At 71.6% G+C, this 26,141-nt stretch carries 32 protein-coding genes and 3 tRNA genes; 24 read left to right on the top strand and 11 right to left on the bottom strand.

The window, feature by feature from the left end; genetic code table 11:
• Nucleotides 1-163: 163 nt before the first annotated feature.
• A complete protein-coding gene (locus IE290_RS31365) occupies nt 164-880 on the bottom strand; it encodes an alpha/beta fold hydrolase (protein ID WP_191248528.1) in 717 nt (238 codons plus the stop codon).
• A gap of 153 nt (nt 881-1,033) precedes the next feature.
• On the opposite strand from IE290_RS31365, the gene IE290_RS31360 reads away from it, so the two are divergent.
• A complete protein-coding gene (locus IE290_RS31360; RefSeq protein ID WP_191248344.1) occupies nt 1,034-2,107 on the top strand; it encodes a Glu/Leu/Phe/Val family dehydrogenase in 1,074 nt (357 codons plus the stop codon).
• Complete coding sequence (locus IE290_RS31355; RefSeq protein ID WP_191248343.1) at nt 2,104-3,012, top strand: serine hydrolase; 909 nt, start codon at nt 2,104-2,106, stop codon at nt 3,010-3,012. The genes IE290_RS31360 and IE290_RS31355 overlap by 4 nt, the downstream gene beginning before the upstream one ends.
• Here IE290_RS31355 and IE290_RS31350 read toward each other — a convergent pair.
• Nucleotides 2,964-3,920: a LysR family transcriptional regulator gene (locus IE290_RS31350; RefSeq protein WP_191248342.1), complete on the bottom strand. Its 957-nt coding sequence runs from the start codon at nt 3,918-3,920 to the stop codon at nt 2,964-2,966. The genes IE290_RS31355 and IE290_RS31350 overlap by 49 nt on opposite strands.
• A gap of 83 nt (nt 3,921-4,003) precedes the next feature.
• Between IE290_RS31350 and IE290_RS31345 the strand changes: the two genes are divergently transcribed.
• The gene (locus IE290_RS31345; RefSeq protein ID WP_191248341.1) at nt 4,004-4,969 is read left to right on the top strand and encodes an MBL fold metallo-hydrolase; all 966 of its coding nucleotides are present in this window, start codon (nt 4,004-4,006) and stop codon (nt 4,967-4,969) included.
• Nucleotides 4,970-5,013: 44 nt separating this feature from the next.
• Here the strand turns inward: IE290_RS31345 and IE290_RS31340 are convergent, their stop codons facing one another.
• Nucleotides 5,014-5,202: a DUF5302 domain-containing protein gene (locus tag IE290_RS31340; RefSeq protein ID WP_191248340.1), complete on the bottom strand. Its 189-nt coding sequence runs from the start codon at nt 5,200-5,202 to the stop codon at nt 5,014-5,016.
• Between the two features lie 129 nt (nt 5,203-5,331).
• Between IE290_RS31340 and IE290_RS31335 the strand changes: the two genes are divergently transcribed.
• Nucleotides 5,332-6,054 (top strand): TetR/AcrR family transcriptional regulator, encoded by a 723-nt coding sequence (locus IE290_RS31335; protein ID WP_191248339.1) that lies wholly within the window; start codon nt 5,332-5,334, stop codon nt 6,052-6,054.
• A 66-nt stretch (nt 6,055-6,120) separates the two neighbouring features.
• Here IE290_RS31335 and IE290_RS31330 read toward each other — a convergent pair whose 3' ends face one another.
• On the bottom strand, nt 6,121-7,917 hold the full coding sequence (locus IE290_RS31330; protein WP_191248338.1) for a VanW family protein: 1,797 nt from the start codon (nt 7,915-7,917) through the stop codon (nt 6,121-6,123).
• A gap of 96 nt (nt 7,918-8,013) precedes the next feature.
• Between IE290_RS31330 and IE290_RS31325 the strand changes: the two genes are divergently transcribed.
• A complete protein-coding gene (locus IE290_RS31325) occupies nt 8,014-8,514 on the top strand; it encodes a metallophosphoesterase family protein (RefSeq protein WP_191248337.1) in 501 nt (166 codons plus the stop codon).
• A gap of 12 nt (nt 8,515-8,526) precedes the next feature.
• On the opposite strand, the gene IE290_RS31320 is transcribed toward IE290_RS31325, so the two are convergent.
• Nucleotides 8,527-9,192 carry a TetR/AcrR family transcriptional regulator gene (locus IE290_RS31320; RefSeq protein ID WP_191248336.1) on the bottom strand — a complete coding sequence of 222 codons (666 nt, stop codon included), beginning with the start codon at nt 9,190-9,192 and terminating at the stop codon, nt 8,527-8,529.
• Nucleotides 9,193-9,271: 79 nt separating this feature from the next.
• Nucleotides 9,272-10,426: a saccharopine dehydrogenase family protein gene (locus tag IE290_RS31315; protein WP_191248335.1), complete on the bottom strand. Its 1,155-nt coding sequence runs from the start codon at nt 10,424-10,426 to the stop codon at nt 9,272-9,274.
• Nucleotides 10,427-10,460: 34 nt separating this feature from the next.
• On the opposite strand from IE290_RS31315, the gene IE290_RS31310 reads away from it, so the two are divergent.
• Genes IE290_RS31310 through IE290_RS31295 form a run of 4 tightly spaced genes read left to right on the top strand, consistent with a single transcriptional unit; the run spans nt 10,461 to nt 12,689 of the window.
• Complete coding sequence (locus IE290_RS31310; RefSeq protein ID WP_191248334.1) at nt 10,461-10,811, top strand: VOC family protein; 351 nt, start codon at nt 10,461-10,463, stop codon at nt 10,809-10,811.
• Nucleotides 10,812-10,845: 34 nt separating this feature from the next.
• Nucleotides 10,846-11,337, top strand: coding sequence for a GNAT family N-acetyltransferase (locus tag IE290_RS31305; RefSeq protein ID WP_191248333.1), 492 nt, complete (start codon nt 10,846-10,848; stop codon nt 11,335-11,337).
• A 60-nt stretch (nt 11,338-11,397) separates the two neighbouring features.
• Nucleotides 11,398-11,727, top strand: coding sequence for a WhiB family transcriptional regulator (locus IE290_RS31300; protein ID WP_094006271.1), 330 nt, complete (start codon nt 11,398-11,400; stop codon nt 11,725-11,727).
• The gene (locus IE290_RS31295; protein WP_191248332.1) at nt 11,706-12,689 is read left to right on the top strand and encodes a TIGR03557 family F420-dependent LLM class oxidoreductase; all 984 of its coding nucleotides are present in this window, start codon (nt 11,706-11,708) and stop codon (nt 12,687-12,689) included. The genes IE290_RS31300 and IE290_RS31295 overlap by 22 nt, the downstream gene beginning before the upstream one ends.
• Here the strand turns inward: IE290_RS31295 and shbA are convergent.
• Both shbA and IE290_RS31285 read right to left on the bottom strand, forming a co-directional pair.
• A complete protein-coding gene (gene shbA, locus IE290_RS31290; protein WP_191248331.1) occupies nt 12,686-13,354 on the bottom strand; it encodes an RNA polymerase sigma factor ShbA in 669 nt (222 codons plus the stop codon). The genes IE290_RS31295 and shbA overlap by 4 nt on opposite strands.
• 293 nt (nt 13,355-13,647) lie before the next feature.
• Complete coding sequence (locus tag IE290_RS31285) at nt 13,648-14,094, bottom strand: GtrA domain-containing protein (RefSeq protein WP_191248330.1); 447 nt, start codon at nt 14,092-14,094, stop codon at nt 13,648-13,650.
• A 124-nt stretch (nt 14,095-14,218) separates the two neighbouring features.
• On the opposite strand from IE290_RS31285, the gene IE290_RS31280 reads away from it, so the two are divergent.
• The 7 genes from IE290_RS31280 to IE290_RS31250 all read left to right on the top strand — a co-directional run bounded on the left by IE290_RS31280 (nt 14,219) and on the right by IE290_RS31250 (nt 17,574).
• On the top strand, nt 14,219-14,605 hold the full coding sequence (locus IE290_RS31280; RefSeq protein WP_191248329.1) for a hypothetical protein: 387 nt from the start codon (nt 14,219-14,221) through the stop codon (nt 14,603-14,605).
• Between the two features lie 133 nt (nt 14,606-14,738).
• Nucleotides 14,739-15,053, top strand: coding sequence for a HesB/IscA family protein (locus tag IE290_RS31275; protein ID WP_191248328.1), 315 nt, complete (start codon nt 14,739-14,741; stop codon nt 15,051-15,053).
• Nucleotides 15,054-15,185: 132 nt separating this feature from the next.
• Nucleotides 15,186-16,007 carry an AraC family transcriptional regulator gene (locus IE290_RS31270; RefSeq protein WP_191248527.1) on the top strand — a complete coding sequence of 274 codons (822 nt, stop codon included), beginning with the start codon at nt 15,186-15,188 and terminating at the stop codon, nt 16,005-16,007.
• Between the two features lie 65 nt (nt 16,008-16,072).
• Complete coding sequence (locus IE290_RS31265; protein ID WP_191248327.1) at nt 16,073-16,654, top strand: dihydrofolate reductase family protein; 582 nt, start codon at nt 16,073-16,075, stop codon at nt 16,652-16,654.
• Nucleotides 16,655-16,898: 244 nt separating this feature from the next.
• Nucleotides 16,899-16,970: transfer RNA gene (locus IE290_RS31260), tRNA-Arg, on the top strand.
• A gap of 51 nt (nt 16,971-17,021) precedes the next feature.
• Nucleotides 17,022-17,094 (top strand) — tRNA-Glu (locus IE290_RS31255).
• Nucleotides 17,095-17,498: 404 nt separating this feature from the next.
• Nucleotides 17,499-17,574, top strand: a tRNA-Cys gene (locus IE290_RS31250).
• A gap of 46 nt (nt 17,575-17,620) precedes the next feature.
• Here IE290_RS31250 and IE290_RS31245 read toward each other — a convergent pair.
• From IE290_RS31245 to IE290_RS31235, 3 genes are read right to left on the bottom strand one after another with little or no spacing between them, the layout of a single operon-like run.
• The gene (locus IE290_RS31245; protein WP_229874833.1) at nt 17,621-18,313 is read right to left on the bottom strand and encodes an HAD family hydrolase; all 693 of its coding nucleotides are present in this window, start codon (nt 18,311-18,313) and stop codon (nt 17,621-17,623) included.
• 10 nt (nt 18,314-18,323) lie between these two features.
• The gene (locus tag IE290_RS31240) at nt 18,324-19,298 is read right to left on the bottom strand and encodes a 2-hydroxyacid dehydrogenase (RefSeq protein ID WP_191248325.1); all 975 of its coding nucleotides are present in this window, start codon (nt 19,296-19,298) and stop codon (nt 18,324-18,326) included.
• Nucleotides 19,299-19,332: 34 nt separating this feature from the next.
• Nucleotides 19,333-19,500, bottom strand: coding sequence for a hypothetical protein (locus tag IE290_RS31235; protein ID WP_191248324.1), 168 nt, complete (start codon nt 19,498-19,500; stop codon nt 19,333-19,335).
• 86 nt (nt 19,501-19,586) lie between these two features.
• On the opposite strand from IE290_RS31235, the gene IE290_RS31230 reads away from it, so the two are divergent.
• From IE290_RS31230 to pcaC, 8 genes are read left to right on the top strand one after another with little or no spacing between them, the layout of a single operon-like run.
• The gene (locus tag IE290_RS31230) at nt 19,587-20,405 is read left to right on the top strand and encodes a CoA transferase subunit A (protein ID WP_191248323.1); all 819 of its coding nucleotides are present in this window, start codon (nt 19,587-19,589) and stop codon (nt 20,403-20,405) included.
• 35 nt (nt 20,406-20,440) lie between these two features.
• On the top strand, nt 20,441-21,169 hold the full coding sequence (locus IE290_RS31225) for a CoA-transferase subunit beta (RefSeq protein ID WP_191248526.1): 729 nt from the start codon (nt 20,441-20,443) through the stop codon (nt 21,167-21,169).
• Nucleotides 21,166-22,341 (top strand): thiolase family protein, encoded by a 1,176-nt coding sequence (locus tag IE290_RS31220; protein ID WP_191248322.1) that lies wholly within the window; start codon nt 21,166-21,168, stop codon nt 22,339-22,341. The genes IE290_RS31225 and IE290_RS31220 overlap by 4 nt, the downstream gene beginning before the upstream one ends.
• A 19-nt stretch (nt 22,342-22,360) precedes the next feature.
• Nucleotides 22,361-23,104, top strand: a complete 744-nt coding sequence (gene pcaH, locus IE290_RS31215) for a protocatechuate 3,4-dioxygenase subunit beta (RefSeq protein WP_191248321.1) — start codon at nt 22,361-22,363, stop codon at nt 23,102-23,104.
• Entirely contained in the window at nt 23,101-23,646 is a 546-nt protein-coding gene (pcaG, locus tag IE290_RS31210; protein ID WP_191248320.1) for a protocatechuate 3,4-dioxygenase subunit alpha, read from the top strand. Before pcaH ends, pcaG begins: the two co-directional genes overlap by 4 nt.
• Nucleotides 23,639-24,964 (top strand): 3-carboxy-cis,cis-muconate cycloisomerase, encoded by a 1,326-nt coding sequence (pcaB, locus tag IE290_RS31205; protein WP_191248319.1) that lies wholly within the window; start codon nt 23,639-23,641, stop codon nt 24,962-24,964. The genes pcaG and pcaB overlap by 8 nt, the downstream gene beginning before the upstream one ends.
• Nucleotides 24,961-25,722 (top strand): 3-oxoadipate enol-lactonase, encoded by a 762-nt coding sequence (gene pcaD, locus IE290_RS31200; protein WP_191248318.1) that lies wholly within the window; start codon nt 24,961-24,963, stop codon nt 25,720-25,722. The genes pcaB and pcaD overlap by 4 nt, the downstream gene beginning before the upstream one ends.
• Entirely contained in the window at nt 25,719-26,120 is a 402-nt protein-coding gene (gene pcaC, locus IE290_RS31195; RefSeq protein ID WP_191248317.1) for a 4-carboxymuconolactone decarboxylase, read from the top strand. Before pcaD ends, pcaC begins: the two co-directional genes overlap by 4 nt.
• The last annotated feature ends 21 nt before the right edge of the window (nt 26,121-26,141 follow it).

Below are 26,141 nucleotides of genomic sequence, written 5' to 3'. Positions count from 1 at the left end.
CGATGGTGGTTGTCGTGGATGTTCCAGACCGCTAGCGCCTCGGTGCGTTCCCGCTCGCTGGTCCAGCCGTGGGCGTAGGGGAATTCTTCGGCCAGGATCCCTGGCCACCACCTCGGTTGACCCACTAGCCGACACCAACGCCACCACCCGCAACAACTAGCGGTCAAGCGCCGCGCAGCCGCGCGAGCAGCGGGTCGAGCGCGGCGGGGTCCTCCACGTGCGCGTTGTGCCCCAGCCCGGGCAGGATCACCGCGTCGCCGGGCAGGTGGCCGGCCGGGCACATCGGGTCGTGCTCGCCCGCCGCGAGGATCACCGGGGCCCGCGCCGCCGCCAGCAACCCCGCCAGGTCCGGGGCGCCCACCCCGAACGCGGCCTGGTCCAGCGCCAGCCGCCACCCCTCGGCGAGCCCGCTGTCCACGATCGGCGAGTCCGCGGGCACCAGCCCGTGCAGGCCGGACACCTTCAGCCACCGCGCGGCCGCCTCCTCGCGGGAGCCGAACACCTTCGCCGGGCGCGTGGCCTGGTCGGCCGCCCGCGCCAGCTCCTCCTCGGTCCAGCGCACTTTCATGCCGAGTCCGCAAGCCCCGCTCACCCGCACGCCGAACCAACCGCTCGCCAGGGTGAGGGCCACCACCCCGCCGAGGGAGTGCCCGAGCACCGCGACCGGCGTGCCGGACGGCACCGACTCGGCCACCGCGGCCGCCAGCGCCCCGAACGAGTACCGGGGCAACGGCGCCGACCGGCCGTGTCCCGGCAGGTCGGGCACGATCCAGCGGCCCGGCCACCGCTCGACCACCCCGTCCCACACCGCCCCGGTCGCGCCGAGGCCGTGCAGGGCGAGCAGGACCGGACCGTCCGAACCACCGGTGCGCACGTGCATCATCCGATCTTCCCATGGCTTTTCGCCGGAAGACCGCTAAGTTTCTCCTCAGGAGCCGACGGGAACGACCTTTCCGGGAGCTCCACCCACAACCGGAACCCTCCGCGGCGCCACGAACGTCGCCGGGCGGGTCGCAGATGAGGAGTCACCACCGTGACGGATGGAGTGTTCGGCCGCGAAAGCGGTCACGAACAGGTCGTGTTCTGCCAGGACCAGGCGAGCGGCCTGAAGGCGATCATCGCCGTCTACTCGACCGCGCTGGGCCCCGCGCTCGGCGGCACGCGCTTCTACCCCTACAGCCGCGAAAGCGACGCCCTCGACGACGTCCTCGCGCTGTCCAAGGGCATGGCCTACAAGAACGCCCTCGCCGGGCTCGACCTCGGCGGCGGCAAGGCCGTCATCATCGGCGACCCGTCGACCACCAAGACCGAGGCGCTGCTGCGCGCCTACGGCCGGTTCGTCCAGTCGCTCGGCGGGCGGTACTACACCGCCTGCGACGTGGGCACCTACGTCGCCGACATGGACGTCATCGCCCGCGAGACCCGCTTCGTGACCGGCCGCTCCCGCGACCACGGCGGCGCGGGCGACTCCTCGGTGCTGACCGCGTTCGGGGTGTTCCAGGGCATGCGCGCCGCCGCCGAGTTCCGGTGGGGCAGCGCGGACCTGGCCGGGCGGCACGTCGGCGTGTCCGGCGTCGGCAAGGTCGGGCACATCCTGGTCGGGCACCTCGTCGAGGCCGGCGCCCGGGTGTCGGTCACCGACGTCAACCCGGCGGCGATCGACCGGGTCAAGGCCGCGCACCCGGCCGTCGAGGTCGTCGCGGACAACGCGACGTTGCTGCGGATGCCGCTGGACGTGTTCGCGCCGTGCGCGCTGGGCGGCGCGCTCAACGACACGACCGTGCCCGAGCTGGGCGCGGAGATCGTGTGCGGCGCCGCGAACAACCAGATCGCCCACCCCGGGATCGAGAAGTCGCTGGAGGACCGGGGCGTGCTGTACGCGCCGGACTACCTGGTCAACGCGGGCGGGGTGATCCAGGTCAGCGACGAGCTGCACGGCTTCGACTTCGAGCGGGCCAAGCGCAAGGCCGCCGGCATCTTCGAGACCACCAAGGCGGTGTTCGAGCTGGCCAAGGCCGAGGGCGTGCCGCCGGCCACGGCCGCCGACCGCCTGGCGGAGCGCCGGATGTCCGAGGTCGGCAGGCTGCGGTCCATCCTTACCGTGTGACACCGGGGAAGATCTTCGAAGCGGCGGGCGTGCGGGGTTGGCTGCACGCCCGCTGCCTCGGCTGCACCGGCGAGTCCGGCCTCGATCCCGACGAGCCGGTCGTGCTCGCCTCGGTGGTCAAGGTTCCGCTCGTCCTCGAACTGGCCCGTCAGGTCGCCGCCGGGCAGCTGGACCCCGCCGACCGCCTCCGCGTCACCGCCGCCGACCGGCTCGGCGGCACCGGCACCGCGGGTTGCGCCGACGACGTCGAGATGAGCCTGCGCGACGCGGCCTTCTTCGCGCTCTCCGTCAGCGACAACACCGCCGCCGACCTGCTCTTCGACCGCGTCGGCCTGGACAACGTGCGCTCCCTGCTCCGCGAGCTCGGCCTCACGCGGACCCGCGTCATCGGCTCGCCCCGCGACGTCGTCGCCACCATGGCCGAGGACATCGGCGCCCGCGACGCCGCCGACTTCGCCCGCCGCTTCCCCGCCCTGCCCGTGGCGGAGGTGTTCGCCACCCGCGCGCTCGACCCCCTGCGGACCTCGGCGACCACCCCGCGCGACATGACCACCCTGCTCGCCGCCATCGCCGGCGACACCGCGGGCCCGCCCGAGGCGTGCCGCTGGATCCGGCAGCTGATGGCGCAGCAGGTCAACTGGCATCGCCTCACCGCCGCCTTCCCGCCCCAGGTCCGGGTGTGGGGCAAGACCGGCTCGCTGCTCGCGGTGCGCAACGAGATCGGCGTCGCCGAGTACCCCGACGGCGCCCGCTACGCCGTCGCGGTCTTCACCCGGGCCCCGACCCTGGAGTCCCGCCTGCCGGACGTCGACCACGCCATCGGCGAGGCCGCGAGAGCCGCCATCGAACAGATCGTTCACGACCGCCCGAACACCACGTTCCACGGCCGCTCCACCGGGTCCTGAACCGGCGCCGGCGTCGTCACGCCGTCGCGCGCCAGCACGTCCGCGACGACCTCCGCCAGCCGCGCCGCCTCCGGATGCGGGTTGACCGCGGGCCAGGCCACCGACATCCGCCAGGACAGCGACCCGGGCACCAGCGGCCGCCAGACCACCCGCGGCTCCTTGCGCGCCACCAGACCCTGGTCGAACGCCACGCCCTGCCCGGACAACACGAGCCCCAGCACGAACTCCGGGTTCCGCGCGTGCCGCACGTGCGACGGCCGGAACCCCTGCTCCCAGCACGTCCGCAGCGTCGCGTCGTACAAGCCGGGCGCGGCGGCGCGCGGGAACAGCACCAGCCCGTGCCCGGCCAGATCGCCCAGTGCCAGTTCCGAGCGGGCTGCCAGCGGTGAATCCCGCGGCAGGACGACCCCCAGCGGCGTCTGCACCGCCGGGCCCAGTTCGAGTCCGGACACGTCCACCGGGTGCTGCAACAGCCCGGCGTCCAGCTCGCGGTCGGCCAGCAGCCGCACCTGCTCGGTCGTCGTCAGCTCCTGCAGGTCCAGCCGCACGTCCGGGCACGCGCCGCCGAACGTGGTCAGCAGATCGGCCAGCACCCGCCCGGCCACCTCCGGCGGCACCCCGACGCGGAGCGAGTCGATCTCGCCGCGGTGCGCCTTGCCGACCAGCGTGCGCATCCGTTCCCACCGGGCCAGCAGGTCGCGGGATTCGGCGAGCAGGATCTGCCCGGCCTCGGTCAGCTCGACCCGCCTGCTGTCCCGGTCGAACAGCCGCGCGCCGAGATCGTCCTCGAGCCGGCGGATGCGCTGGCTCAGCGGTGGCTGGGCGATCCCGAGCCGGTCCGCGGCGCGGCCGAAGTGGAGTTCTTCGGCAACCACGACGAAGTAGCGCAACGCGCGCAGGGGGTCCACGCTGCGACGATATCGGCCGGCGTATCGCGAGCGGGCCGGTCCGGTCTTGGACAGTCGTACCAGTTCCGTGCTGGGGTGGCGCCATGACTGATCGACTGAGCAGGCGCGGGGTGTTCGGGGTGGGCCTGGGGGCCGCCGCCGTCCTCGCCGGTGCGGCGCCCGCGGCCGCCCGGGCCGCGACCGGTGGGGGACTCACGCTGCGCTGGTGGGGCAACAACAGCTGGGAGATCCGGATGCCCAGCGCCGACGGCACGACCACGAAGACCGTCCTGATCGACCCGTGGCTGACCCGGTTCCACACCGGCACCTATTCGCCGCAGGGCGCGGACCCGAAGACCCGGCTGACGGTGGACACCGGGCTCATCGACCGCTACGTGGACAGCGGCGAGCTGCGGGCCGACCACATCCTGGTCACCCACGGGCACTACGACCACCTGACCGATGTCCCTTACCTGGCGCGGAAAACCGGCGCGACCGTGTACGGGACCGAGACCCACCTGAACCTGATGGCCGCGCTGGGCGCGCCGGAGGACCAGCTGGCGGTGGCGAGCGGCGGCGAGTTCCTCACCTTCGACGGCTACACGATCCGCATCCTGCGCTCGTTGCATTCGGCGTCCGGCGCACGGGCCGCGGTGCCGTTTCCGGGGACCCGGCCCGGTTTCGGGCTCGGCAACCTGCCAAAACCGAAATACATTCAGGATCTTGTGGAGGGTGGCACCCTCGCGTACCACGTGACCTCGGCGCGGGGCGGGAGCGTGATCGACTTCGGCGGCTCGAACTACGTCGAGTCGGAACTGGAGGGCCTGCGTCCGGATGTCGTGCTGTTGCCCGCCGGCGGGGGCAAGATCGCCGACTACGTGGGCCGGCTGCTGCGCGTGCTCGGGCAGCCGCCGTACGTCGTCCCGACGCACTGGGACGACTTCGACCACCCGCTGACCGAACCGGCTCGCGACTGGGGCGGCCTGGCGGCGCTGCGGTCGGCGGTGGCCGCGGCGTCACCGGCCTCGCGGTTCGTCGTGGTCGACCACCTGGAGACCTTCACGCCCTGACCGGGTGACGGCGTGGGTGCCGCACAGGCACCCACGCCGTCCGCTCAGCCGCTCTTGCGCCGGAAGGTGCGCTTGCTGGCCGCGGGGCCGTGACCGTGCACGTGACCGCCCTTGCCGCCGCCGCCGTCCTGGCGGCCGGAGGACTGGGCGTTGGCCTGCTTGCGTTCCAGAGCCTCGCGGAACCTGCGCTTGACGTCGTCTTCGGATTCGCCCGGTGAACTGTTCTCGGACATGCGACCTCCTGGATGTCACGCGCTTGCCCGTCCAGCCTCCCAGGCCCGGTTCCCCTTGGCGAGCTGTTTTCATCACGATTGGCGGCGGTGTTGACTGGCGCGCCAACACCGGCGAGCTACTGTTACGCCATGGCGAAGTCTGCTCCCGTGCCCGGCCGCCCGCGTTCCCGTGACGCGGCGGGCCTGCCCGCGGTCACCCCGGATCGCATCATCGACGCGGCGCTCGAGTTGACCGCGAGGCACGGGGTCGAGTCGTGGACGTTGCGCCAGCTCGCCGGCGCGGTGGACGCCTACCCGGCGGTGATCTACCACCACGTGGGTGACCGGGACACGGTCGTGACCGCGGTCGTCGACCGCGTCATCGCGATGTACGAGCTCCCGCCCGCCGAGCTGGAGTGGCGGCCGTGGTGGCGGCAGTTCCTGACCAACCTGCGGGTCGTGTTCATGCGCTACCCCGGGGTCGCGCGCCGGGTGGCGCTCAACGGCCCCTCGGTCGAGGCCGGTGGGCCCACTGTGGACCGTGCGATGAGGACACTCCTGCGCGCCGGGTTCGACCAGGACGAGGCCGCCATGGTGTGCCGGCTGCTGGTCAGCCAGGCCTGCCTGTTCATCTCGCTGGAGGACGACCAGCGCAAGGCCAACGAGGCGAAGGCCCAGATCTCCGGCGGGTGGGGCGCGCCGCCGCCGGACCCGAACCTGTCCGGCCTGGCCACCCTCGCCGAAACCGTGCACGAGCGGCTGCACGACCCGGAGAAGAACCGCGACTACTTCGGCGAGCTGTTCGACTACGCCGTCGACCGCGTGCTGGACGGTGTTCAGGTGCGGCTCGACGAGATCAAGCGCTCGTCCTGACCACGCGAAAAGGGGGCCGCACCGGGATCGGTGCGGCCCCCCTTTTTTTCACGGGTTTCACGGGTTTCAGGGGCCCGGTGTGGCGCAGACGATCTTCGGCTGCGGGTTGTAGTGGACCGTGCGGGTCTCGCGCTTGACCTCGCGGCCGGTCTTGGCGTCCCGCAGCACCCGGGTGTCGCTGGTGGTGAAGCCCTGCGCGCCGTTGGAGGCGTGGCAGTTCTCCGCCGGGCCGGGCTTCTCCTGCGGCGGGACGAAGTTCGTCTTCGGCCCCGGGATCGACTCCACCGTGTACCGCTTGGTGCCCCACAGCTTCACCGTGATCGACGACGGCGTCCAGATGGTCTGGATGGCCACGCCGGTGTCGGAGTCGTTGGTGAACTTCAGGTCGATGACGCTGGCGCCGCCGGGGCTCTGGAACACCGTCGCCTCCCGCGCGGCGGGGTAGCGGCTGATGTAGTAGCTGTGCTCCTTGTGCCCGGCGTCCTTCAGCCCGGCGAAGTAGGCCGCGTTGTACAGCGTGGTGGCGAACTGGGAGATGCCGCCGCCGACCTCGCGGGCCGGGGCGCCGTTCTCGATCACGCCGGCCTCGACGTAACCCTGGGCCTTGCCGCGCGGGCCGGTGAACCCGTTGAGGCTGAACGTCTCGCCCGGCTTGACGATCGCGCCGTTGACCTTCTGCGCCACGGTCCGGATGTTCACGCCCGAGTCGGCCGCGAACCCGCCGGTGGTGAACTCGCCGATGACCTCGGTGATGCCGAGCTGGTTGGCCTGCTCGGTGGTCACCTTCGCCGGGGTGGTGTGGTACTTCGCGACCAGCTCGTGCTTGCCCGGTGTCTTGAGCAGGTCGAACACCGGCTGCAGGGTCGGGGGCCAGTCGACGCCCTTGCCGTCCACCGACGGCTGCACCGTGGGACGGCCGCCCTCGAACACGATCTGCGCGTCCTTGCCCTCCTTCTCGGAGGGCTTGAGCTGCGGGCCGGCCGCCTCGATGAGCTTGTTGTGGTCGACCTTCGGTACCAGCGTGCCGCCCTCGCCCGGCTCGAACGACAGCGCGGCGGCCACGGCCTCCGGCGACAGTGTCGCGTCGGCGCCCTCGCCGCGGATGACCAGCGGCGTGGACACGGCGGGCCTGGCGAACCCCTCCAGCGTGGCCTGGACGGCCTCGGCGGAGACCTGGACCGGCGTGGTCGCCACCGGCAGTGTCAGCGTCTGCCCGGTCGCCCAGTGCCGCAGCACCTCGTTCTTGGCGGCCGCGGCGTCCAGCTGCTGGCCGGGCTGCGGCGGCACCGCGACGGGCTTGGCGTCCTCGAACCGGATCGTGCCCTCGACGGGCAGCCGGTCGGTGCGGGCCCGCAGCTCCTCGATGGCCGCGGTCAGCTTGTCCTCGTCGGCGTGGGTCACCACGCCGACCTCGCGGTCGCTGAAGAACGACGCGATGCGGGTGAACGGGTTGAGCGGCTGGTCGCCGGCCTGGTCCAAAGTGGACGGCCAGTCGAGGGTGAGGCCGGCGGTGCCCGGGTCGATCGCGGCGGTGGCGTCACCGGCGCGGACCGGGATGGTCTGGGTCAGCCGCGGCTCGATCTCGTCGCGCAGCTTGTCCTCGGCCGCGGTGCGCTTGAGGCCGCCGACGTCGACACCGGCGACGGTGACCCCGCGCGGCACGGTGCCCTGGCTGATCAGCAGGTCCACGGCGTAGAGCGCGGCGAGCACGCCGAGCACCGAGGCGGCGATGATCGCGGTGCGCTTGGCGGTCCTCTTCTTGCGCGGTGGCTCCTGCGTCACCTTCGGCAGCACGTCGGTGACCGGGGTCATGACCTCGGTCCGCTCGTCGTCGGTCGTGGGCCACGCGGGTTCCTGCGTCAAGGCTCACCCCTCCTGATCCGGACAACCCGGATGAAGGTTACGGGCGGGGGAATCGGTGCCCTGCTCCGGGTGGCCCAGCGTGATACACCGGTGACCATGCGCCTTGTCATCATGTCCGACACGCACGTGCCCAAGCGGGCGCGTGATCTGCCGGAACAGCTGTGGCGGGAGGTCGCCCGCGCGGACGTGGTGGTGCACGCGGGGGACTGGGTGGAGGTCGCGCTGCTGGACGAGCTGGAGGCGCGCAGCCGGCGGCTGATCGGGGTGTACGGCAACAACGACGGGCCGGAGCTGCGCGCGCGGCTGCCGGAGGTGGCGTGGGCGGACCTGGCGGGCCTGCGCCTGGCCGTGGTGCATGAAACGGGCCCGGCGAAGGGCCGGGAGGCGCGGTGCGCGCGGGAGTACCCGGATGTGGACGTGCTGGTGTTCGGGCACAGCCACATCCCGTGGGACAGCGTGGCGGAGTCCGGCCTGCGGCTGCTGAACCCCGGCTCGCCCACCGACCGGCGCCGGCAGCCCGAGCACACGTACCTGACGGCGCGGGTCCGGTCGGGGCGGCTGGAGCAGGTGGAGCTGCACGCGCTGCCGCCCCGCTGATCTACCCAGCGCTCAGTCCCGGTGCGCGCCGGCATCGGCCCCGCCGGCCGGTTCGTGGCTGGCCGAGCGCGCCTCCGGCACCGTCACCTCCGCCGGCTGGGCCAGCAGCCGCACCACCGAGGTGAACGACTCGACCCCGATGGCCGGGTCCACCGAGCGCAGCAGGCCCAGCCCGAGCGTGATGCTGAACAACGCGTACGCCGCCTGGCGGGCGTCCATCGGCAGCCGCACGCCCAGCCGCCGCGCGTTGGCGTTCAGCAGCTCCGTCACCAGGTCGGCGATCTCGGCGTTGCTCTTCGCCAGCCGCGCCAGCAGCTCCGGGTCGCGGCGGCAGTTGAGCAGGTACTCCGCCTCTAGCCGGATCCACGCCTGGTCGCCCCCGGTGCCCGCGGCCCACACCGCGAAGGCCGCCAGCAGCTCCTCCAGGCTGTCCGTGCGGGACAGGGTCGCGTCCACCGACGCCGCCTTCTCCGCGCGCACCCCGTCCAGGACGGCCAGGCACAGCTCGTCCTTGTTGCGGAAGTTGGAGTACACGGCGCCCTTGGAGAACCCGGCCTCCTCGGCCACCCGTTCCAGCGACGTCGCGGTGTAGCCGTCGCGGAGGAAGAGTTCGGTGGCGGTGGCGAGGAGACGCCGGCGCGTGTGCGCCTGACTTTCAGCGCGCGTCAGTCGAGCCATACGATCACTGTAAGGCCCGGCTTGAACTGTGTTTAAGCAGGTCGGGGTTCGTGTCGCCGGTATCCCCCGTCCGGGTGGTTCAGGACGGGAGGGTCCGGAAGGTCAGCCCGGCGTTCTTCAGCCGGGTCAGCAGCGCGTCGCCCATCGCGGCGGCGGGGGAGAGCTGCCCGGCGCGGGCGGGCAGGTCGTCGTGCGCCAGGCACAGCGCCGACTCGGCGAGCATCTTCGCCGTCTCGTCGTAGCCGGGGTCGCCGCCGGAGACCTCGGTGACCACACGCCTGCCACCGCCGTCGGCGGTGAACCGGACGCTGAACCAGGACTTCGCACGCCGCTGCTCGCTCGGGCCCTCGCCGGGCTTGCGCAGGTTGCCCAGCGCCTTGCGCACCGGCGGGAGCTGCACGAGCGCGACCGCCGCGCCCAGCCCGGCGAGCCCGCCCGCCAGCACCGGCAGGTGCTTGACCGCCGCGTAGTGGCTGTAGGTGAAATCCGGCCCGTATTCGGGCAGCTCGCGCGCCGAGCCGACGACGATCTGCGGGTCGATGGTCGGCAGCGGCACCAGCCAGTGGCCGGTCTCGCCGTCGCGCCGCGGGGTTCCGGTGACCGCGCGCACCCGGCGGTTTTCCGGGCGGTGCTGCAGCTTCCGGCGTTCCCGGGCGGCCTGGCGCATCGGCAGCAGCCGGGACGCGGCGCCGAGCGCGGAGGCGTAGGTGCCGCCGGAGAACGCGGCGCCGACCCGCACCTGGCCCCGCACGCGGATCGGCACGTCGTCGGGCAGCTGTTTGACGGTGTAGTAGACGCCCAGGTCGTGCGGGATCGAGTCGAAGCCGCACGCGTGCACGATGCGGGCGCCGGTCTCGGCGGCGCGGGCGTGGTGGCGGACGTACATCAGGTCGGTGAACTCGGGCTCGCCGCACAGGTCCACGTAGTCGGTGCCGGCTTCGGCGCACGCGGCCACCAGCGGCTCGCCGTACTGCACGTACGGGCCGACCGTGGTGATCACGACCTTCGCCGAGTTGGCAACCGCTTTCAGCGACGCGGGATCGGTGACGTCGGCGTACAGCAGCGGCAGCTGGGCGAACTTCGGCCCCAGCCCGTCGCGCACACCTTCGAGCTTGGCGCGACTGCGCCCGGCGAGCGCCCAGCGGCAGTCGTCGGGGGCGTGCCGGGCCAGGTACTCCGCGGTGAGCCGGCCGGTGAAGCCGGTCGCGCCGAACAGGACCACGTCGTAAGCCATGCCGGCCACCCTAACGGCTGCCTAGGCTCGATGGATGATCAACGGAGCTCATGTGATCCTCTACAGCCACGACGCCGACGCCGACCGCGCCTTCCTTCGCGACGTGCTCGGGCAGCCGCACGTGGACGCCGGCGGCGGCTGGCTGATCGTGAAGCTGCCGCCCGCCGAGGTGGCGGTCCACCCGACGGACGCCGAGCAGGCGCACGAGCTGTACTTCCTGTGCGACGACGTGGCGGCGACGGTGCGCGAGCTGACCGGCCGGGGCGTCGAGTTCACCGCGCCGGTCACCGACGCGGGCTGGGGGCTGCTGACGAGGCTCCGCCTGCCGGGCGGCGGTGAGGTCGGCCTGTACGAGGCGCGGCACCAGCGCGCCACCGACCTCTGACAAAACCGCTTTACACCGCCGCCAGCATGGACCCGTGTGGACGATCGCTCCGGTCCCGGTGACCGACCCCGCCGCGCAGGCGATCCTGCGCGCCTACTTCGACGACGTCGCGAGCCGCTACTACGGCCGCCCCGCCACGGACGCCGAACTCGACGCCGCCATGGCCGACGATCCCAGTGACGACCTCGTCCCGCCCACCGGGCTCTTCCTCCTCGCCCGGTCCCACGATGCGGTGACCGGCTGCGTCGGGATCAGAGTGCTCGACGTCACGACCACCGAGCTGACCCGGCTGTTCGTCCTTCCCGTCGCGCGCGGCCAGGGCGGTGGCGACCAACTGCTGCGCGCCGCCGAAACCGCAGCTCAGCGGCTGGGTTCCCGCCAGATGCGACTGGACACGCGGCACGATCTGGTGGAGGCTCGTGGGCTCTACGCCAAACACGGCTACCGCGAGATCGAAGCCCCTGAGCAACGCTTGTACGCCGATCACTGGTTCGTGAAGCGGCTGGCGCTCGGCCGACAGGTGTAGTGGCCGAAAAACCGGGGTAGTCCTGCGCGCAACTGAGATGGTCGCGGAGGTGAGGTCGAGATGGCGGACACGTCACGGCTCCCGGTGCCTGTTGCCGAAACGTGGGAGTGGCAGCGGCACGGCAACTGCCGGAACTTGGACAGCTCGGTGTTCTTCCACCCGGATGGCGAGCGCGGCTTCGCGCGGGCGGACCGGGTGGCGCGGGCCAAGCAGATCTGCATGTCCTGCCCGGTGATCGTCGAGTGCCGGCACCACGCGCTCACCGCCGAGGAGCCCTTCGGGGTCTGGGGCGGGCTCGACGAGACCGAGCGCCGGGCGATGATCACGCGACGCAAGCAGCTGCTGTCGAGCGCTGAGAAGGAGCAGGAGTGCGTTTCGGTTACACCCTGATGACCGAACAGGCCGGGCCGAGGGAACTGGTCCGGCACGCGGCGGCCGCCGAGGAGGCGGGGTTCGCGTTCGAGGTGTGCAGCGACCACTACTCGCCCTGGCTCGACGAACAGGGTCATGCCCCGTACGCCTGGAGCGTGCTGGGCGCGGTCACCCAGGTGACCGAACGCGTCGAGCTGCTCAGCTTCGTGACCTGTCCGCTCATGCGCTACCACCCGGCGGTGGTGGCGCAGAAGGCGGCGACCATCTCCCTGCTGTCGGGTGACCGGTTCACGCTGGGGCTGGGTGCGGGCGAGAACCTGAACGAGCACGTCGTCGGCCGCGGGTGGCCGCCGGTGAACGTGCGGCACGAGATGCTCAGCGAGGCGCTGGCGATCATCGGCGACCTGTTCGACGGCGGGTACGTCAACTACTCGGGTCAGCACTACCGGGTCGACTCGGCGAAGCTGTGGGACCTGCCCGAGTGGCGCACCCCGATCGGGGTCGCCGTGTCCGGCAAGCAGTCGGTGTCGCGCTTCGCCCCGGTGGCCGACGCGCTGATCGCCACCGAGCCGAAGCCCGAGCTGCTGCACGCGTGGGACGAGGAGCGCGCGCAGCTGGGCCAGGACACCGCGCGCAAGTACGCGCAGCTGCCGGTGTGCTGGGACCGCGACCCGGAGGCGGCCAAGCAGCGGGCGCACGAGCAGTTCCGCTGGTTCGGCGGCGGCTGGAAGGTCAACGCCGAGCTGCCCGGCACGTCCGGGTTCGCCGGCGCGACGCAGTTCATCACGCCCGACGAGGTCGCGCAGTCCATCCCGTGCGGCCCGGACGTCGAGCCGATCGTGAAGAGCGCGCAGGCCTTCGCCGACGCCGGCTTCACCGATCTGGCGCTGGTCCAGATCGGCGGCGAGCACCAGGACGGGTTCTTCGAGTTCGCGTCGAACGAACTGCTGCCCGCCCTGAACCAGGCCTACGGCGGCTAGTCGAGCAGGTCACCCTCGCGGGTGATCAACGCCCGCAGCTTGCCCAGCGCGCGGTGCTGCGTGACGCGGACGTTGCCGGCCGAGATGCCCAGCGCCTCGGCCGTCTCGTTCGCGGACAGGCCCACCGCGATCCGCAGCGTCAGGATCTCCTGCTGCAGCTGGGGCAGCGTGGCGAGCAGCTTGGTCAGCCGGTCGCCGAGGTCGACGTCGAGCGCGTGCTTTTCCGGCTCGTTGTCGGCCAGCGGGCGTTCCGGCAGCTCGGCCACCGGATCCGACCGGTCCCGGGAGACCAGGCGGTAGGCGTCGGCGACCTTGTTCGACGCGATGGCGTGCACCAGGTAGAGGAACGATCCTCCGCGGTCCTGGTACTGCGGCAACGCGTGCAGCACGGCCAGGCAGACCTCCTGCGCGACGTCGTCCGCGGACAGGTAGGACAGATCGCGGCCACCGAGCCGGGCGCGGCAGTAGCGGACGGCGACCGGGGTGATCATCTGGATCAGGCGGTCCACGGCTCCGGGCTCACCCGTGGCCGCCTCGCGGACCACCGGGTCGAGCTCTTCTTTCGTGAGCCGCTGTGATGCCCGAGGAAAGGCCTGGGGTGTCAGCCCCGGCGCCTCGGGCTCGGTTCTGACGGCGGTAGTGCTTGGCGGGACACTCGTTCGCATGGTCGACTCCCCAACGACAACAACGATGACCCGTCGACCGGTCGCCGTCGGGGGCCCGCGTTTCGTGTTACTCTCGGTGAACGGGTACTCCCTCTAGGTCCCTGCCGACCCGTCACCGATGCGACTGTGCGTAATCGTAAGTGGTGGCCGCCCGGCAGTCCAGAATTCAACTAGACATACCCCATTCGCAGCAACAGCCCGCTCGATCGAGTTCTCCAGGCGCGTGAACCGAGCACCGACGAACAGGCAAGCGCAAAAGTGACACACCACTTGGCGGTGTGACAACACGCAGGTCACCGCTTCGCGAAGACCCACCAGTGCAGTAAGGCGAATCGGATGATGCCGCCGAGACCGCTCGCCACCGCCAGCGTCACCGCCTGCAGCGTGGCCGACGGGTTCGGGGTGAACAGGTGTAACGACAACAGCACGAGCGAGCCGTAACCCGCGTAGAAGGCGAATGTCCCCACCGACTGCAGGTGCAACCGAACGAGTGACGCGGGACGGCCGGCGAAAGTTACGCGCCGCTGGAACTCGGTGTTGGCGACCGTGGTCAGCGCGATGGCCAGCGTGTTGGCGGCCAGCGCGCCCAGCAGCGGGCGCGTGCCGAGGAAGAGCACTTCCTGCAGGCCGGTCGTGAGCATCCCGGCGACGACGTACCAGGCGACCGCGTGGTGCTCGGCCGGGCGGGGTGCGGCGGGTGCCTCCCGAGCCACCGGCCCGCTGATCCACGTCGCGGTCATACTTCAGAACTTACCTATGCTCAGCAATTATTTGTACTCTACAAGCACGTGAGCTTGATCTCGGGTTTGCCCGTTCTGCCGCTCGGGTATCGCCACCGCTAGGACCAGCAGGTGAGGAGGACCGATGAGTGAGGCTCATGGCCATCCCGTCCCCGACGCGGTGGAGAGCGATCCGGCCGCGCTGAGCAGCGCGGAGGACCTCGACGAGGACCGGTTGCGCGTCGACCCGCTCGAGGAGGGCGTCGAGCCGCCGGAGCGGTACATGGCCTCCGACCGGTTCGGCACGACGCCGAACGAGGAGCGCGAGGGTGAGAGCCTCGACGGGCGGCTGGCGCAGGAGCGCCCGGACGTCCAGCCGGAGGACGTGCCTGCCGACGAGACCGGCGTCCGCGCCGATTTCGCCGCCGATCCGGGGCAGAACCTCGGCGACGCGGTGGACCAGAAGGCGGACAACCCGCCGGGCTCGGTGCCCGACGCGATCCGGACGCCACCGGACGAAGACCCGGTGTGACGGCCGTCACATCTCTGCTGACCTGGTGAAACCCACGGTGATCGGCGATGACGGCGGGTGCTGGACAGCGTGCCCGGAAGCGTGCCCCTACGGTCGGAGGTACGAGTGCACGTGACGCGAAGGGACTGACACGATGCTCGCTTTGACCGATGCCGCCGCCGAGGCCATCAGCGCCCTGACGGCACAGGAGGGCCAGACCGACAGTGGTGGCCTGCGCTTCGCCGTGCAGGCCCAGCAGGACAGCGGCGCCCAGCTGGCGCTGTCCGTGGCACCGGCTCCGGAGGACGGGGACCAGGTAGTGGGCGCGGACGGGGGCGCGAAGGTGTTCCTGGAGCCGCAGGCCGCGATCTTCCTGGACGACAAGGTGCTCGACGTCCAGCAGGACGAGCAGGGGCAGCTGAACTTCGCGGTCCTGCCCCAGGCGGACGCGCAGCAGCCGGGCCTGTAGAAACCGGGACTTCAGCCGAGGGAGGGCGCCCGCGCGGCGCCCTCCCTCGCTGCGTTTTCCGGCGCCTCGCCGGGCGCGTGGCACCACGCGGCCGCGTCGGCGATGCTGTTGGGCGTGGAGTACGTGTCCAGAGTGCCGCGACCGCCGCTGGACGGGCTGATCGACGACCTCTACCACCTGGAGGGTGCGCCGCCCTACGCCCGGCTGACGCTGCCACCGGGTCCGTCGGCGCTGCTCATCGTCAACCTCGGGGCGCCGTTCCGCATCCGCGCCGCCACCGACATCGAGACGGCCGAGTACGCCGACGGCTGCGTGGTCACCATGCCCACCCGCGCGCTGGAGTTCGGCTACCCGCTCCGGACCCGGTCCGTCGGCGTGCACTTCAAGCCGTGGGGGCTGGCGCCGTTCCTGCCGATGCCCGCGGCCGAGCTGCGTGACCGGCCCGTGACGGTCGAGCAGATTTGGGGCCGGCCGGCCATCGCAGAGCTGCGAGACCGGCTGGGCACGGCGGACGGGCCGCACGAGATGCTGACGCTGCTCGAGGAGGAGCTGATGCGGCGACTGCGCGAGACCGCCGGCCTGGGGCTGGTCCGCCACACGAGCAGCGTCATCGCGGCGACCGGCGGGACGGTAGCGATCGGCGACCTGAGCGCGGCGGCCGGTGTGAGCAGCACTCATCTCGCACGGCGGTTCAAGGAGCTCATCGGCGTCACGCCGAAGCGGTTCGCCCGCGCCCAGCGCTTCGCCGCCACCGTGTTCGCGATCGACCCCGCGGGACCGGTCGACTGGGGCGAGCTCGCCGCCCGCGCGGGCTACTTCGACCAGGCCCACTTCGGCCACGAGTTCCGGGCGTTCACCGGGCTCACACCGACCCGGTACGTCGAAGTCCGGCGGCGGTTCCTGCGCGAACACCCCGGCCACGTGCTGGACAGCTGGCCGCTGCCGGCCGATTGATTTCTTACAAGACCGGCGGTCCACGGCACGCTAACTTGGGCCACCCCGAAGCAGAGGAGGGCCCCGTGGGCAAGGTGGTCATGTACAGCTCGGTGTCGGTGGACGGCTTCATCGCGGACGAGACCGACCAGCCCGGACCGCTGTTCGACTGGTTGACCAGCGGTGACGTCCCGTTGGACGACAGCGGCCAGGTGAAGGTGTCGCAGACCTCCTACGACTACACCCGGCCGTACTGGGACCAGATCGGGGTGACGATCGCCGGCCGCCACGTCTTCGACCTGACGGGCGGCTGGGACGGCAAGCCTCCGGGCGGGATCGACCACGTGGTCGTCGTGACGCACCGGCCGGCGCCCGAGGGCTGGGACCCCGAGGCGCCGTTCCACTTCGTCGACGGCGTCGAGGCGGCCGTGGCGAAGGCGCAGGAGCTCGCGGGCGAGCGCATCGTCGAGGTCGCCGCCGGCGACGTCGGTGGCCAGGTGCTCGCCGCGGGCCTGGTCGACGAGGTGCGCATGGACGTCGTGCCCGTCGTGTTCGGGTCCGGCAAGCGCTACTTCGGGTCGGTTCACGCGCAGCACCTGTTGGAGGATCCCGACGTGGTGATTCAGGGCAACCGGGTGCTTCACCTGCGGTACCGGGTGCGCCGTTGACCGAATTGCGGCCGGCCGGGACGCGTCGAAACAACAGCGTTGACGTCGCTGGTGCTTTTTCGCGCGCCTCTGGCAGTGGATTTGTGAATCGGCGAGCTGGTGGAAGCCAAAACCGGTTCTCACGTCGGTGCTGAACGCCGCCCATTTTTCAATGCGGCGTGGTTCTTTGACACCTACACCGTGGACAGACTTTTTCCTTCGCTCGCTGCGGTCGCCCGCGGTAGGTGCGTGGCCGGGCCGTCGGACCCCTGTAGCTCAGTAGGACAGAGCGCCGCTACGAACGCGGAGGTCCCAGGTTCGATTCCTGGCAGGGGTGCTGGCCGGTGGCGCGACCGGCCCCGCCCCGAGCCGGCACGGGCGGGGGTATGGCGCGTTGGCCCAGTTGGTATGGATCCCCGGCTCTCACCTGGGGGACGCGGGTTCGCGTCCCGCACGCGCCACGTTGCCGGGTCCCGGCTCGCCGCCGGGCTCGCGAGGGGTGACGGGCCGGAGCCCTCGGGTGCGGTGCTTCAGCCCCGACCTGGTTGTTGACTCGACCAGTGGTGCGCCTGGATGAAATCCAGGGTGCACGGGGTTCGAGAACGCGTCCAGTCCAGGTTCGAATCCTGGAAGGGGCACCGCATTCCCCCGAGGTGACTGTTGATCGGCAGGTGCCAGGTTCGAGACCTGGCGGGGGAGTTGCGCCTCGGCGCTAGGCCGAGGCGGCCGGGGGACGCGTCGACACCCGGCGATCCTTGCAAGACCCGACCCCGAGGCCCGGCGGCCACCCGGAACTCATGACTCCGGGGCGCCTGGATCGACACCAGGACGCGCGACCACCAGGCGCCACCGGCGCCCCCGACCCGACCCACGTCACGACGGTCGTGTGGCGGCCTGCAAAGCCGTCCAGTTTCCGGGTTCGACTCCCGGGTGGGTCTCCACGCTCTGTGCCACTGTGCCCGGCACCTCGGCGAGGCCGAGCAGGCTTCAGAAGTGCTGCACCAGCTCGCGGAACGAGCCGAGCTTCAGCACCCGCTCGTCGGCCTCGTCCAGTTCGTCGTGTTCCAGCACCCACGTGTGCGCGTTCGGGATGAACACCGCGTTCATCCCCGCCGCACGGGCCGGGCGGATGTCCGACTTCGGCGAGTTGCCGATCATCCACGTCGACTCCGGGGCGAGCATCCGCGCCGCCGCCAGGCCGCGGTACACCTCGACGTGCTTCTCCGGCACGATGTGCACCTCGCGGAAGTGGTGCGCCACCCCGGAGGCGTCGATCTTGCGCTGCTGCTCCTCCCGGTCACCCTTGGTCAGCAGCATCAGCTCGTGCCGCGAGCCCAGCTCGTCGAGCGTCTCGGCGACGCCGGGGATCAGCTCCACCTCGTGGTGGATCAGCGCTGACGCCAGCTCCTCGATCCGATCGCGTTCAGCGGCGGTCGCGGGCCGCTCCCGCAGCTTCTCGAAACACTCCGCCAGGCTCTGCAGGAACACCTTCGTCCCGTAGCCGTGGGTGACCGCGTTCGCCCGTTCGATGTCGTCCAGGATGCCGCGCACCGCGGCGCGGTCCAGCGTGGGATGCGCGATCCAGTCCAGGTAGTCGTCGATGACCCGCTCGAAGACGACGTTGTTCTCCCACAACGTGTCGTCGGCGTCGAGAATCAGGACCTGTCCGTTCAGTCGCACGCCGCGAAGACTAGGAGCCCGCCCCGGCCGGACGCACCTCATTAATGGCCCCCTCGCCGGCGAGCACCGCTTCCACGTTGCGCGCCGCCAGCAGCGCCATTTCCGTCCGCGTCTCCACGGTCGCCGACCCCAGGTGCGGCGTCACGACCACGTTGTCCATCTCCAGCAGCCGCGGCTCGACCTCCGGCTCCTTCTCGAACACGTCCAGCCCGGCGCCGGCGATCTCGCGCCGCAGCAGCGCGTCGGCCAGCGCGGCCTCGTCCACGACCGGCCCGCGCGTGGTGTTGATCAGGAAAGCGCTGTGCTTCATCGCGCCCAGCGCCTCGGCGTCGATCAGGTGCCGCGTCTCGGGCGTCAGCGGACAGTGCAATGACACCACGTCGGCGGTGGTCAGCAGCTCTGGGAACGGCAGGTGCTCGGCGTGCAGGGCCGACTCCACCTCCGGCCGGGCCCGCGACCGTCCGCTGTAGACGATCCGCATGCCGAACGCCCGCGCCCGGTGCGCCATCGCCTGCCCGATCTGGCCCAGCCCGACGATCCCCAGTGTCTTGCCCTGCAGCCCGGATCCGAGCATGAAGCCCAGGTGGAACGACCACGGCTGGCGTGCCCGCAGCAGCCGCTCGCCCTCGCCGATGCGCCGCGTCACCGCGAGCAGCAGGCCGAACGCGAGGTCCGCGGTCGCATCGGTGAGCACGCCGGGCGTGTTGGTGACGGCCACGCCTCGGGACGTGAGCGCGGGCACGTCGATGTTGTCGTAGCCGACCGCGACGTTGGCCACGACCTTCAGCTGCGGCCCGGCCGCGTCGGCCACCGCGCCGTCGATGCGGTCGTGCAGCATGGACACCACGGCGTCCGCGCCGCGCACCGCGTCCCGCAGCTCGTCGGGGCTGAGCGGGCGGTCCTCGCCGGATACCCAGACCTCGCCCGCTTCGCGCAGCACCACCATCGCCGCTTCCGGAACCCGCCGCGTCACCACGATTCGCATGGGCCCAGCTTCCCAGGATCGGCGGCCGTCCGCGCTATTCGGGGTCCATGCCTCCCGGGCCGCCCTCGCCAGCCGGCTCGGCCTCGTCCGTGCCGACCTCGGGGTCCTGGTCGCGGTAGGTGGGTTCGGTGTGCTCGGCGCCGATGTCGGCGTCCTGCTGCTCGCTCTCGGCCGTCACCGGGTCGATTTCGGGTCCGCTCATGCGTCCAGCCTTCCTTGCGCGGCTTCGGACGGCCAGCTATGTTCATATGCAGAACTTGTGTGCGGAATGCGAACGGAAGCAGCTCAATGGCCGAGATAACGTCGCTCCGTGACGCCGTCGCCCAGCTGGTGCACGACGGGGACACGGTCGCCCTCGAAGGATTCACCCATCTGATCCCGCACGCGGCGGGGCAGGAGATCATCCGCCAGCGGCGCAAGGACCTGACGCTGGTGCGGATGACGCCGGACATCGTCTACGACCAGCTCATCGGCGCCGGGTGCGCGAAAAAGCTGATCTTCTCCTGGGGCGGGAACCCGGGCGTGGGATCGCTGCACCGCTTCCGCGACGCGGTGCAGAACTCCTGGCCGGTGCCGCTGGAGATCGAGGAGCACAGCCACGCCGGCATGGCCAACCGCTACGTCGCCGGCGCTTCCGGGCTGCCGTTCGCGGTGCTGCGCGGCTACCGCGGCACGGACCTGCCCAAGCACACCGACACGATCAAGACGATCACCTGCCCGTTCACCGGTGAGGAGCTGGCCGCGGTGCCGGCCATCAACCCGGACGTCTCGATCATCCACGCGCAGCGGGCCGACCGCGCGGGCAACGTGCAGATGTGGGGCCTGGTCGGGGTGCAGAAGGAGGCGGTGCTGGCCGCCAAGCGCAGCCTGGTCACGGTCGAGGAGATCGTCGACGAGCTCACCCCGATGCCCGGCCAGGTCATCCTGCCGACCTGGGCGGTCACGGCGGTCGCGGAGGTCCCGAACGGGGCGCATCCGTCCTACGCGGCCGGGTACTCGGAGCGCGACAACGAGTATTACGCGTATTGGGATTCCATTGGGCGGGAGAGGGACTCGTTCCAGCGCTGGCTGGACGAGAAGGTGTTCGGCGTGGAGGTGGCCCAGTGACAGCGACGGTCGAGCGGACGTACACGTCCGACGAGATGATGTCGGTCGCCGCGGCCCGGGCCCTCACCGGTGGCCAGCGGGTGTTCGTCGGCATCGGCCTGCCCTCCACGGCGGCCAATCTCGCGCGCCGCACCCACGCCGAGGACCTCGTGCTCATCTACGAGTCGGGCACGCTCGGCTCGAAGCCGACCCGGCTGCCCGCGTCCATCGGCGACGGCATCCTCGCCGACACCGCCGACGCCGTGATCAGCGTGCCCGAGGTGTTCAACTACTGGCTGCAGCCCGGCCGGATCGACGTCGGCTTCCTCGGCGCGGCCCAGCTGGACAAGTTCGGCAACATCAACACCACCGTCATCGGCACCGACTACGCCGACCCGAAGGTCCGGCTGCCCGGCGCGGGTGGCGCGCCGGAGATCGCCGCGAACTGCCACGAGGTCTACGTCGTGGTGCGGCAGAGCAAGCGCAGCTTCGTCGAGCAGGTCGACTTCATCACCTCCTTCGGCCACGGCCGCGGCAAGGGCGAGCGGGAGAAGCTGGGCCTGCCCGGCGCCGGCCCGACCCTGGTGATCACCGACCTCGGCGTGATGCGCCCGGACCCGGAGACCGCCGAGCTGGTGCTGACCCAGGTCCACGAGGGCGTCACGGTCGAGCAGGTCAAGGAGGCGACCGGCTGGGACCTCAAGGTCGCCCCGGAGCTGGAGACCACGCCCCCGCCCACCGAGGCTGAGCTGAAGGCCCTGCGCGAGCTGAAGGCGGCCAAATGACTGAGGCATACGTTCTCGACGCGATCCGGACCCCGTTCGGCCGCTACGGCGGCGCGCTGGCCGGGGTCCGTCCCGACGACCTCGCCGCGCACGTGCTGCGTGAGCTGGCCGCCCGCAACGACCTCGACCCCGGCACGGTCGACGAGGTCGTGCTCGGCGACGCCAACCAGGCCGGGGAGGACAACCGCAACGTGGCGCGCATGGCCGCCCTGCTGGCCGGCTGGCCGACGTCGGTGCCCGGCACCACGGTGAACCGGCTGTGCGGCTCCGGCCTGGACGCCGTCATGCAGGCCAGCCGCACCATCGCCACCGGTGACGCCTCCCTGGTCGTCGCGGGTGGCGTGGAGTCGATGACCCGCGCGCCGATGATCCTGCTCAAGCCGGAGAAGGCGTACTCCCCGGCGGCACAGACGCTGCACTCGAGCACCCTGGGCTGGCGCATGGTCAACCCGGCGATGCCCGAGCAGTGGACGATCTCGCTGGGCGAGAGCACCGAGCGGCTGGCCGAGAAGTACGGCATCAGCCGCGAGGCGCAGGACGAGTTCGCCCTGCGCAGCCACCAGAACGCCGCGAAGGCGTGGGACGCGGGCTTCTACGACGACCACGTGGTGCCCGTCCCCGGCACCGACCTGACCCGCGACGAGGGCATCCGCGCCGACTCGTCACTGGAGAAGCTGGGCAAGCTCAAGCCCGCGTTCCGCAAGAACGGCACCATCACCGCCGGCAACGCCTCCCCGCTCAACGACGGCGCCTCCGCCGTCCTGCTGGGCGACCAGGCGGCGGCCGACCGGCTCGGCAAGACGCCGCTGGCGCGCATCGCCGGGCGCGGCGCGGCGGGTGTGGACCCGGACGTGTTCGGCATCGGCCCGGTGCGGGCGGCGGAGATCGCGCTGGAGCGCGCCGGGATCGGCTGGGAGCAGCTGGCCGCGGTCGAGCTGAACGAGGCGTTCGCCGCGCAGTGCCTGTCCTGCTTCGCCGACTGGCCCAAGCTCGACCCGTCGATCGTGAACGTCAACGGCGGCGCGATCGCCATCGGGCACCCGCTGGGCGCCTCGGGCGGCCGCATTCTCGCGTCGCTGGCGTACGAGCTGCGCCGCCGCGGCGGCGGTTACGGCCTGGCGGCCATCTGCATCGGCGTGGGCCAGGGGCTCGCGGTCGTGCTGGAAGCGTGAGGAGAAAGGAAAACGTGCTATGGCAGCACCGACGAGTGACAAGCTGATCCTGCCGCGCTACCGGCGGGACCCGGAGGGCACGCACCCGCCGCTGGACTCGCCCGGCTACCGGTCGACGGCCTTGCGGCACCCGAAGCAGCCCCTCGTTCTGCTGCCGCAGATGCTCACCGAGGTGACCGGCCCGCTGCTCGGCCCGGGCCGCCTCGGCGAGTTCGACAACGACCTGACCCGCCAGCACGCCGAGGAGCCGCAGGGCCAGCGCATCCTGGTGCACGGCCGCCTCCTCGACGGCGACGGCCGGGGCATCCCGAACTCGCTGATCGAGATCTGGCAGGCCAACGCGGGCGGCCGCTACCGGCACATCGGCGACAACTGGCCGGCCCCGCTGGACCCGAACTTCGACGGCGTCGGCCGGACGATCACCGATTCGGAGGGCCGGTACGAGTTCACCACCATCAAGCCGGGCGCCTACCCGTGGAAGAACCACGACAACGCCTGGCGGCCCGCGCACATCCACTTCTCGGTGTTCGGGCAGGCGTTCACGCAACGCCTGGTGACCCAGATGTACTTCCCGGACGACCCGCTGTTCTTCCAGGACCCGATCTTCAACTCCATCCCGGACGAGAAGGCGCGGCAGCGGATGATCTCGCGGTTCGACTACAGCCGCACCACCGACCACTGGGCGCTGGCCTTCGAGTTCGACATCGTGGTGCGCGGGCGCGAGCAGTCGGTGTTCGAGAACGAGGAAGAGGAAGACGAATGACGACCCCTTCGCAGACCGTCGGCCCCTACCTCGCGATCGGCCTGCCCTGGGAGGACGGCCCGACGGTGGTGCCGGAGGGCACACCGGGTGCGGTGTGGATCCGCGGCGTGGTCAGCGACGGCGAGGGAAACCCGGTCCCGGACGCCATGGTCGAGACCTGGCAGGCCGATCCGCAGGGCCGCTTCGACCACCCGGACGACCCGCGCGGCCGGGTGCCCGGGTTTCGCGGTTTCGGCCGCTGTCCGACGAAACCGGACGGCAGCTATGAGATCCTGACCCTGCTGCCGGGCGCGATCCCGGGCGAGGACGGCGCGACGCAGGCCCCGCACATCGACGTGTCGGTGTTCGCGCGCGGGCTGCTGCACCGGGTCGTCACGCGCATCTACTTCCCGGAGAACACCGAGGCCAACGCCGCCGACCCGGTGCTGAACTCGGTGCCGGAAGACCGGCGCGGCACGCTGATCGCGGCCAAGACCGACGACGGGTACCGCTTCGACGTGCGCCTGCAGGGTGAGGCTGAGACAGTGTTCTTCGATGTCTGACCTGTTCGACCCGATGCTGGCCGCCGGGCCGGTGCGTGCCGAAGTCTCCGACGCGGCGTGGCTGCGCGCCCTGCTCGACGCGGAGGCGGCGCTGGCCGGGGCGGAGGCGGACGCGGGGGTGATCCCGCGCGAGCACGCGGACCGGATCGCCGCGGTGGCGCGGGACGGCCGGTTCGACGCCGCCGCGATCGGGGAGAAGTCCGTCGGCGTGGGCAACCCCGCCGCGCCGCTCGTGCGGGAGCTGACCGCTCAGGTGGGCGGCGAGGCCGGGCGGGTCGTGCACCTCGGCGCCACCAGTCAGGACATTGTGGACACCGCCGCGATGCTGGTGTCCGCGCGTGCTTCGGAAGTGCTGCTCACCGAGGTGGCGGCGTGCGCGGACCGGCTCGCCGAGCTGGCGCGGGAGCACGCCGGGACTGTCCAAGCGGGACGGACGTTGCTGCAGCAGGCGCTGCCGGTGACGTTCGGGTTCCAGGTCGCGGGCTGGCTCTCCGGGCTGGACGCGGCCGCGGACCGGTTGCGCGCGCAGCGGTTCGCGGTGCAGCTCGGCGGGGCGACCGGCACGCTGGCTTCGCTGGGCGCCCAGGGGCCGGCGGTGTTGGCCGCCTTCGCCCGCCGTCTCGGGCTCGATGAACCCGCGTTGCCGTGGCACACCGAACGCACCCGGATCGCCGAGCTGGCCGGTGCGCTCGGCGCGCTGTCCGGCGTGGTCGCCGGGATCTCCCGGTCGCTGGTGCTGCTGGCGCAGACCGAGGTCGGGGAGATCGCCGAGGTCGCCGAGGGCAGCGGCGGCTCGTCGACCATGCCGCACAAGCGGAACCCGGTCGCCGCGGTGGCGGCGAACGCGGCCGCGCAGCAGGCGCCCGGGCTGGTCGCGACCCTGCTCGGGGCGATGGCGCAGGAGCACCAGCGCGCCGCAGGTTCGTGGCACGCCGAGTGGCGGCCGCTCACGGAACTGTTCCGCAGCACCGGATCCGCGGTGCACTGGCTGCGCACGAGCCTGGACCGGCTGCAGGTGGACGCGGACCGGATGCGCGCGAACCTGGACATCACGCGCGGCGCGCTGCTGTCCGAGCGGGTAACGACCGCGCTGGCGGCCTCGACCGGGCGGCTCGAAGCGCACGACGCGGTGAGCGCGTGCACTCGCCGCGCGCTGGCCGGTGAGGGCGAGCTGGCCGACCTGCTCGCCGAGGACGCCCTGGTGGGCAAGCACCTGACTCGGGAGCGCATCGGCGAGCTGCTGGACCCGGCCGGTTACCTGGGGAGCGCGCGCGTCTTCGTCGAACGGGTGCTGGAGAAGCGGAAGGGAACTTCGTGAAGGTCCACTACGAGACCGCGGGCGATGGTGACGTCGTCGTTCTGAGCAATTCCATCGGCAGCAACCTGCGCATGTGGGAGCCGCAGGTGAAGCCGTTGACGGACAACGGTTTCCGCGTCGTCCGCTACGACACCCGCGGCCACGGGCAGTCGCCGGTGCCGCCGGGTCCCTACTCGATCGCCGACCTCGGTGGCGACGTGGTCGAGCTGCTCGACACGCTCGGGGTGGAGGCCGCGCACTTCGTCGGGTTGTCGCTGGGTGGCATGACCGGCGCCTGGCTCGGGCAGCACGCGCCGGAGCGGATCCGGTCGCTGGCGTTGACGTTCACCTCGGTCAAGCCGGGCAACGTCGACATGTGGACCGGGCGCGCGAAGCAGGTCCGGGCCGAGGGCATGGACCAGATCGCCGCGGGCAGCATCGGCCGCTGGTTCACGCCGGACTGGATCGCCGCTCATCCGGAACTGGCCGAGGAGCTGCGGCAGATGACCGCGACGACCCCCGCCGAGGGGTACGCGTCCTGCTGCGAGGCCATCGCCGGGCTCGACCTGACCGCCGGGCTGGCCGCGATCACCGCGCCGACGCTGGTGATTTCCGGCGCCGACGACGCCGCCCTGCCGCCCTCGCACGGGCAGGCCATCGCCGAGGCGGTCCCGGGCGCGCGGTTCGAGGTCCTCGGCCACGCCGCCCATCTGGGCAGCTACGAGCAGGCGGACAAGTTCACCGAGCTGGTCCTGGAGCACCTGAAGGGGACGCGATGAGCGACGAGCTGTACGACGCGGGCATGCGGGTCCGGCGCGAGGTGCTGGGCGACGCGCACGTCGACCGCGCCACCGCCAACGCGACCGAGTTCACGCAGAAGTTCCAGGACTACATCACGCGCGCCGCGTGGGGCTCGATCTGGACGCGCGACGGGCTGGACCGCAAGACCCGCAGCTGCGTCACGCTGGCCGTGCTGACCGCGCTGCACTGCCACGGCGAGATCGCGATGCACGTCCGCGCCGCGGTCGGCAACGGCCTGACCGCCGACGAGATCGGCGAGGTGCTGCTGCACACCGGGGTGTACGCGGGGGTGCCGGCGGCCAACGAGGCGTTCGCCATCGCGCAGAAGACACTGGCCGGGATGGGAGAGCCCACCGCCCAGCCGCGCACCAGCTAAGCCCGCCCGTCACCCACCACC

The sequence above is a fragment of the Amycolatopsis deserti genome, from assembly GCF_014653945.1.
In the GTDB taxonomy this organism is placed as follows: Bacteria; Actinomycetota; Actinomycetes; order Mycobacteriales; family Pseudonocardiaceae; genus Amycolatopsis_E; species Amycolatopsis_E deserti.
Note: the sequence above shows the minus strand (reverse complement) of the source record. Positions and strands in the feature narration are given on the sequence as shown.

Bases quoted from the DNA above. Each gene is read 5' to 3' on its own strand.
- IE290_RS31230 (WP_191248323.1), top strand. From the start codon at position 19,587: ATGGCCGAGATAACGTCGCTCCGTGACGCCGTCGCCCAGCTGGTGCAC.
- IE290_RS31310 (WP_191248334.1), top strand. From the start codon at position 10,461: ATGATCAACGGAGCTCATGTGATCCTCTACAGCCACGACGCCGACGCC.
- pcaG (WP_191248320.1), top strand. From the start codon at position 23,101: ATGACGACCCCTTCGCAGACCGTCGGCCCCTACCTCGCGATCGGCCTG.
- IE290_RS31220 (WP_191248322.1), top strand. From the start codon at position 21,166: ATGACTGAGGCATACGTTCTCGACGCGATCCGGACCCCGTTCGGCCGC.
- IE290_RS31280 (WP_191248329.1), top strand. From the start codon at position 14,219: ATGAGTGAGGCTCATGGCCATCCCGTCCCCGACGCGGTGGAGAGCGAT.
- IE290_RS31300 (WP_094006271.1), top strand. From the start codon at position 11,398: ATGGCGGACACGTCACGGCTCCCGGTGCCTGTTGCCGAAACGTGGGAG.
- IE290_RS31320 (WP_191248336.1), bottom strand. From the start codon at position 9,192: ATGGCTCGACTGACGCGCGCTGAAAGTCAGGCGCACACGCGCCGGCGT.
- IE290_RS31315 (WP_191248335.1), bottom strand. From the start codon at position 10,426: ATGGCTTACGACGTGGTCCTGTTCGGCGCGACCGGCTTCACCGGCCGG.
- pcaH (WP_191248321.1), top strand. From the start codon at position 22,361: ATGGCAGCACCGACGAGTGACAAGCTGATCCTGCCGCGCTACCGGCGG.
- IE290_RS31345 (WP_191248341.1), top strand. From the start codon at position 4,004: ATGACTGATCGACTGAGCAGGCGCGGGGTGTTCGGGGTGGGCCTGGGG.
- IE290_RS31365 (WP_191248528.1), bottom strand. From the start codon at position 880: ATGCACGTGCGCACCGGTGGTTCGGACGGTCCGGTCCTGCTCGCCCTG.
- pcaB (WP_191248319.1), top strand. From the start codon at position 23,639: ATGTCTGACCTGTTCGACCCGATGCTGGCCGCCGGGCCGGTGCGTGCC.
- IE290_RS31235 (WP_191248324.1), bottom strand. From the start codon at position 19,500: ATGAGCGGACCCGAAATCGACCCGGTGACGGCCGAGAGCGAGCAGCAG.
- IE290_RS31225 (WP_191248526.1), top strand. From the start codon at position 20,441: ATGATGTCGGTCGCCGCGGCCCGGGCCCTCACCGGTGGCCAGCGGGTG.
- IE290_RS31275 (WP_191248328.1), top strand. From the start codon at position 14,739: ATGCTCGCTTTGACCGATGCCGCCGCCGAGGCCATCAGCGCCCTGACG.
- IE290_RS31340 (WP_191248340.1), bottom strand. From the start codon at position 5,202: ATGTCCGAGAACAGTTCACCGGGCGAATCCGAAGACGACGTCAAGCGC.
- pcaC (WP_191248317.1), top strand. From the start codon at position 25,719: ATGAGCGACGAGCTGTACGACGCGGGCATGCGGGTCCGGCGCGAGGTG.
- IE290_RS31285 (WP_191248330.1), bottom strand. From the start codon at position 14,094: ATGACCGCGACGTGGATCAGCGGGCCGGTGGCTCGGGAGGCACCCGCC.
- shbA (WP_191248331.1), bottom strand. From the start codon at position 13,354: ATGCGAACGAGTGTCCCGCCAAGCACTACCGCCGTCAGAACCGAGCCC.
- IE290_RS31325 (WP_191248337.1), top strand. From the start codon at position 8,014: ATGCGCCTTGTCATCATGTCCGACACGCACGTGCCCAAGCGGGCGCGT.
- IE290_RS31240 (WP_191248325.1), bottom strand. From the start codon at position 19,298: ATGCGAATCGTGGTGACGCGGCGGGTTCCGGAAGCGGCGATGGTGGTG.
- IE290_RS31335 (WP_191248339.1), top strand. From the start codon at position 5,332: ATGGCGAAGTCTGCTCCCGTGCCCGGCCGCCCGCGTTCCCGTGACGCG.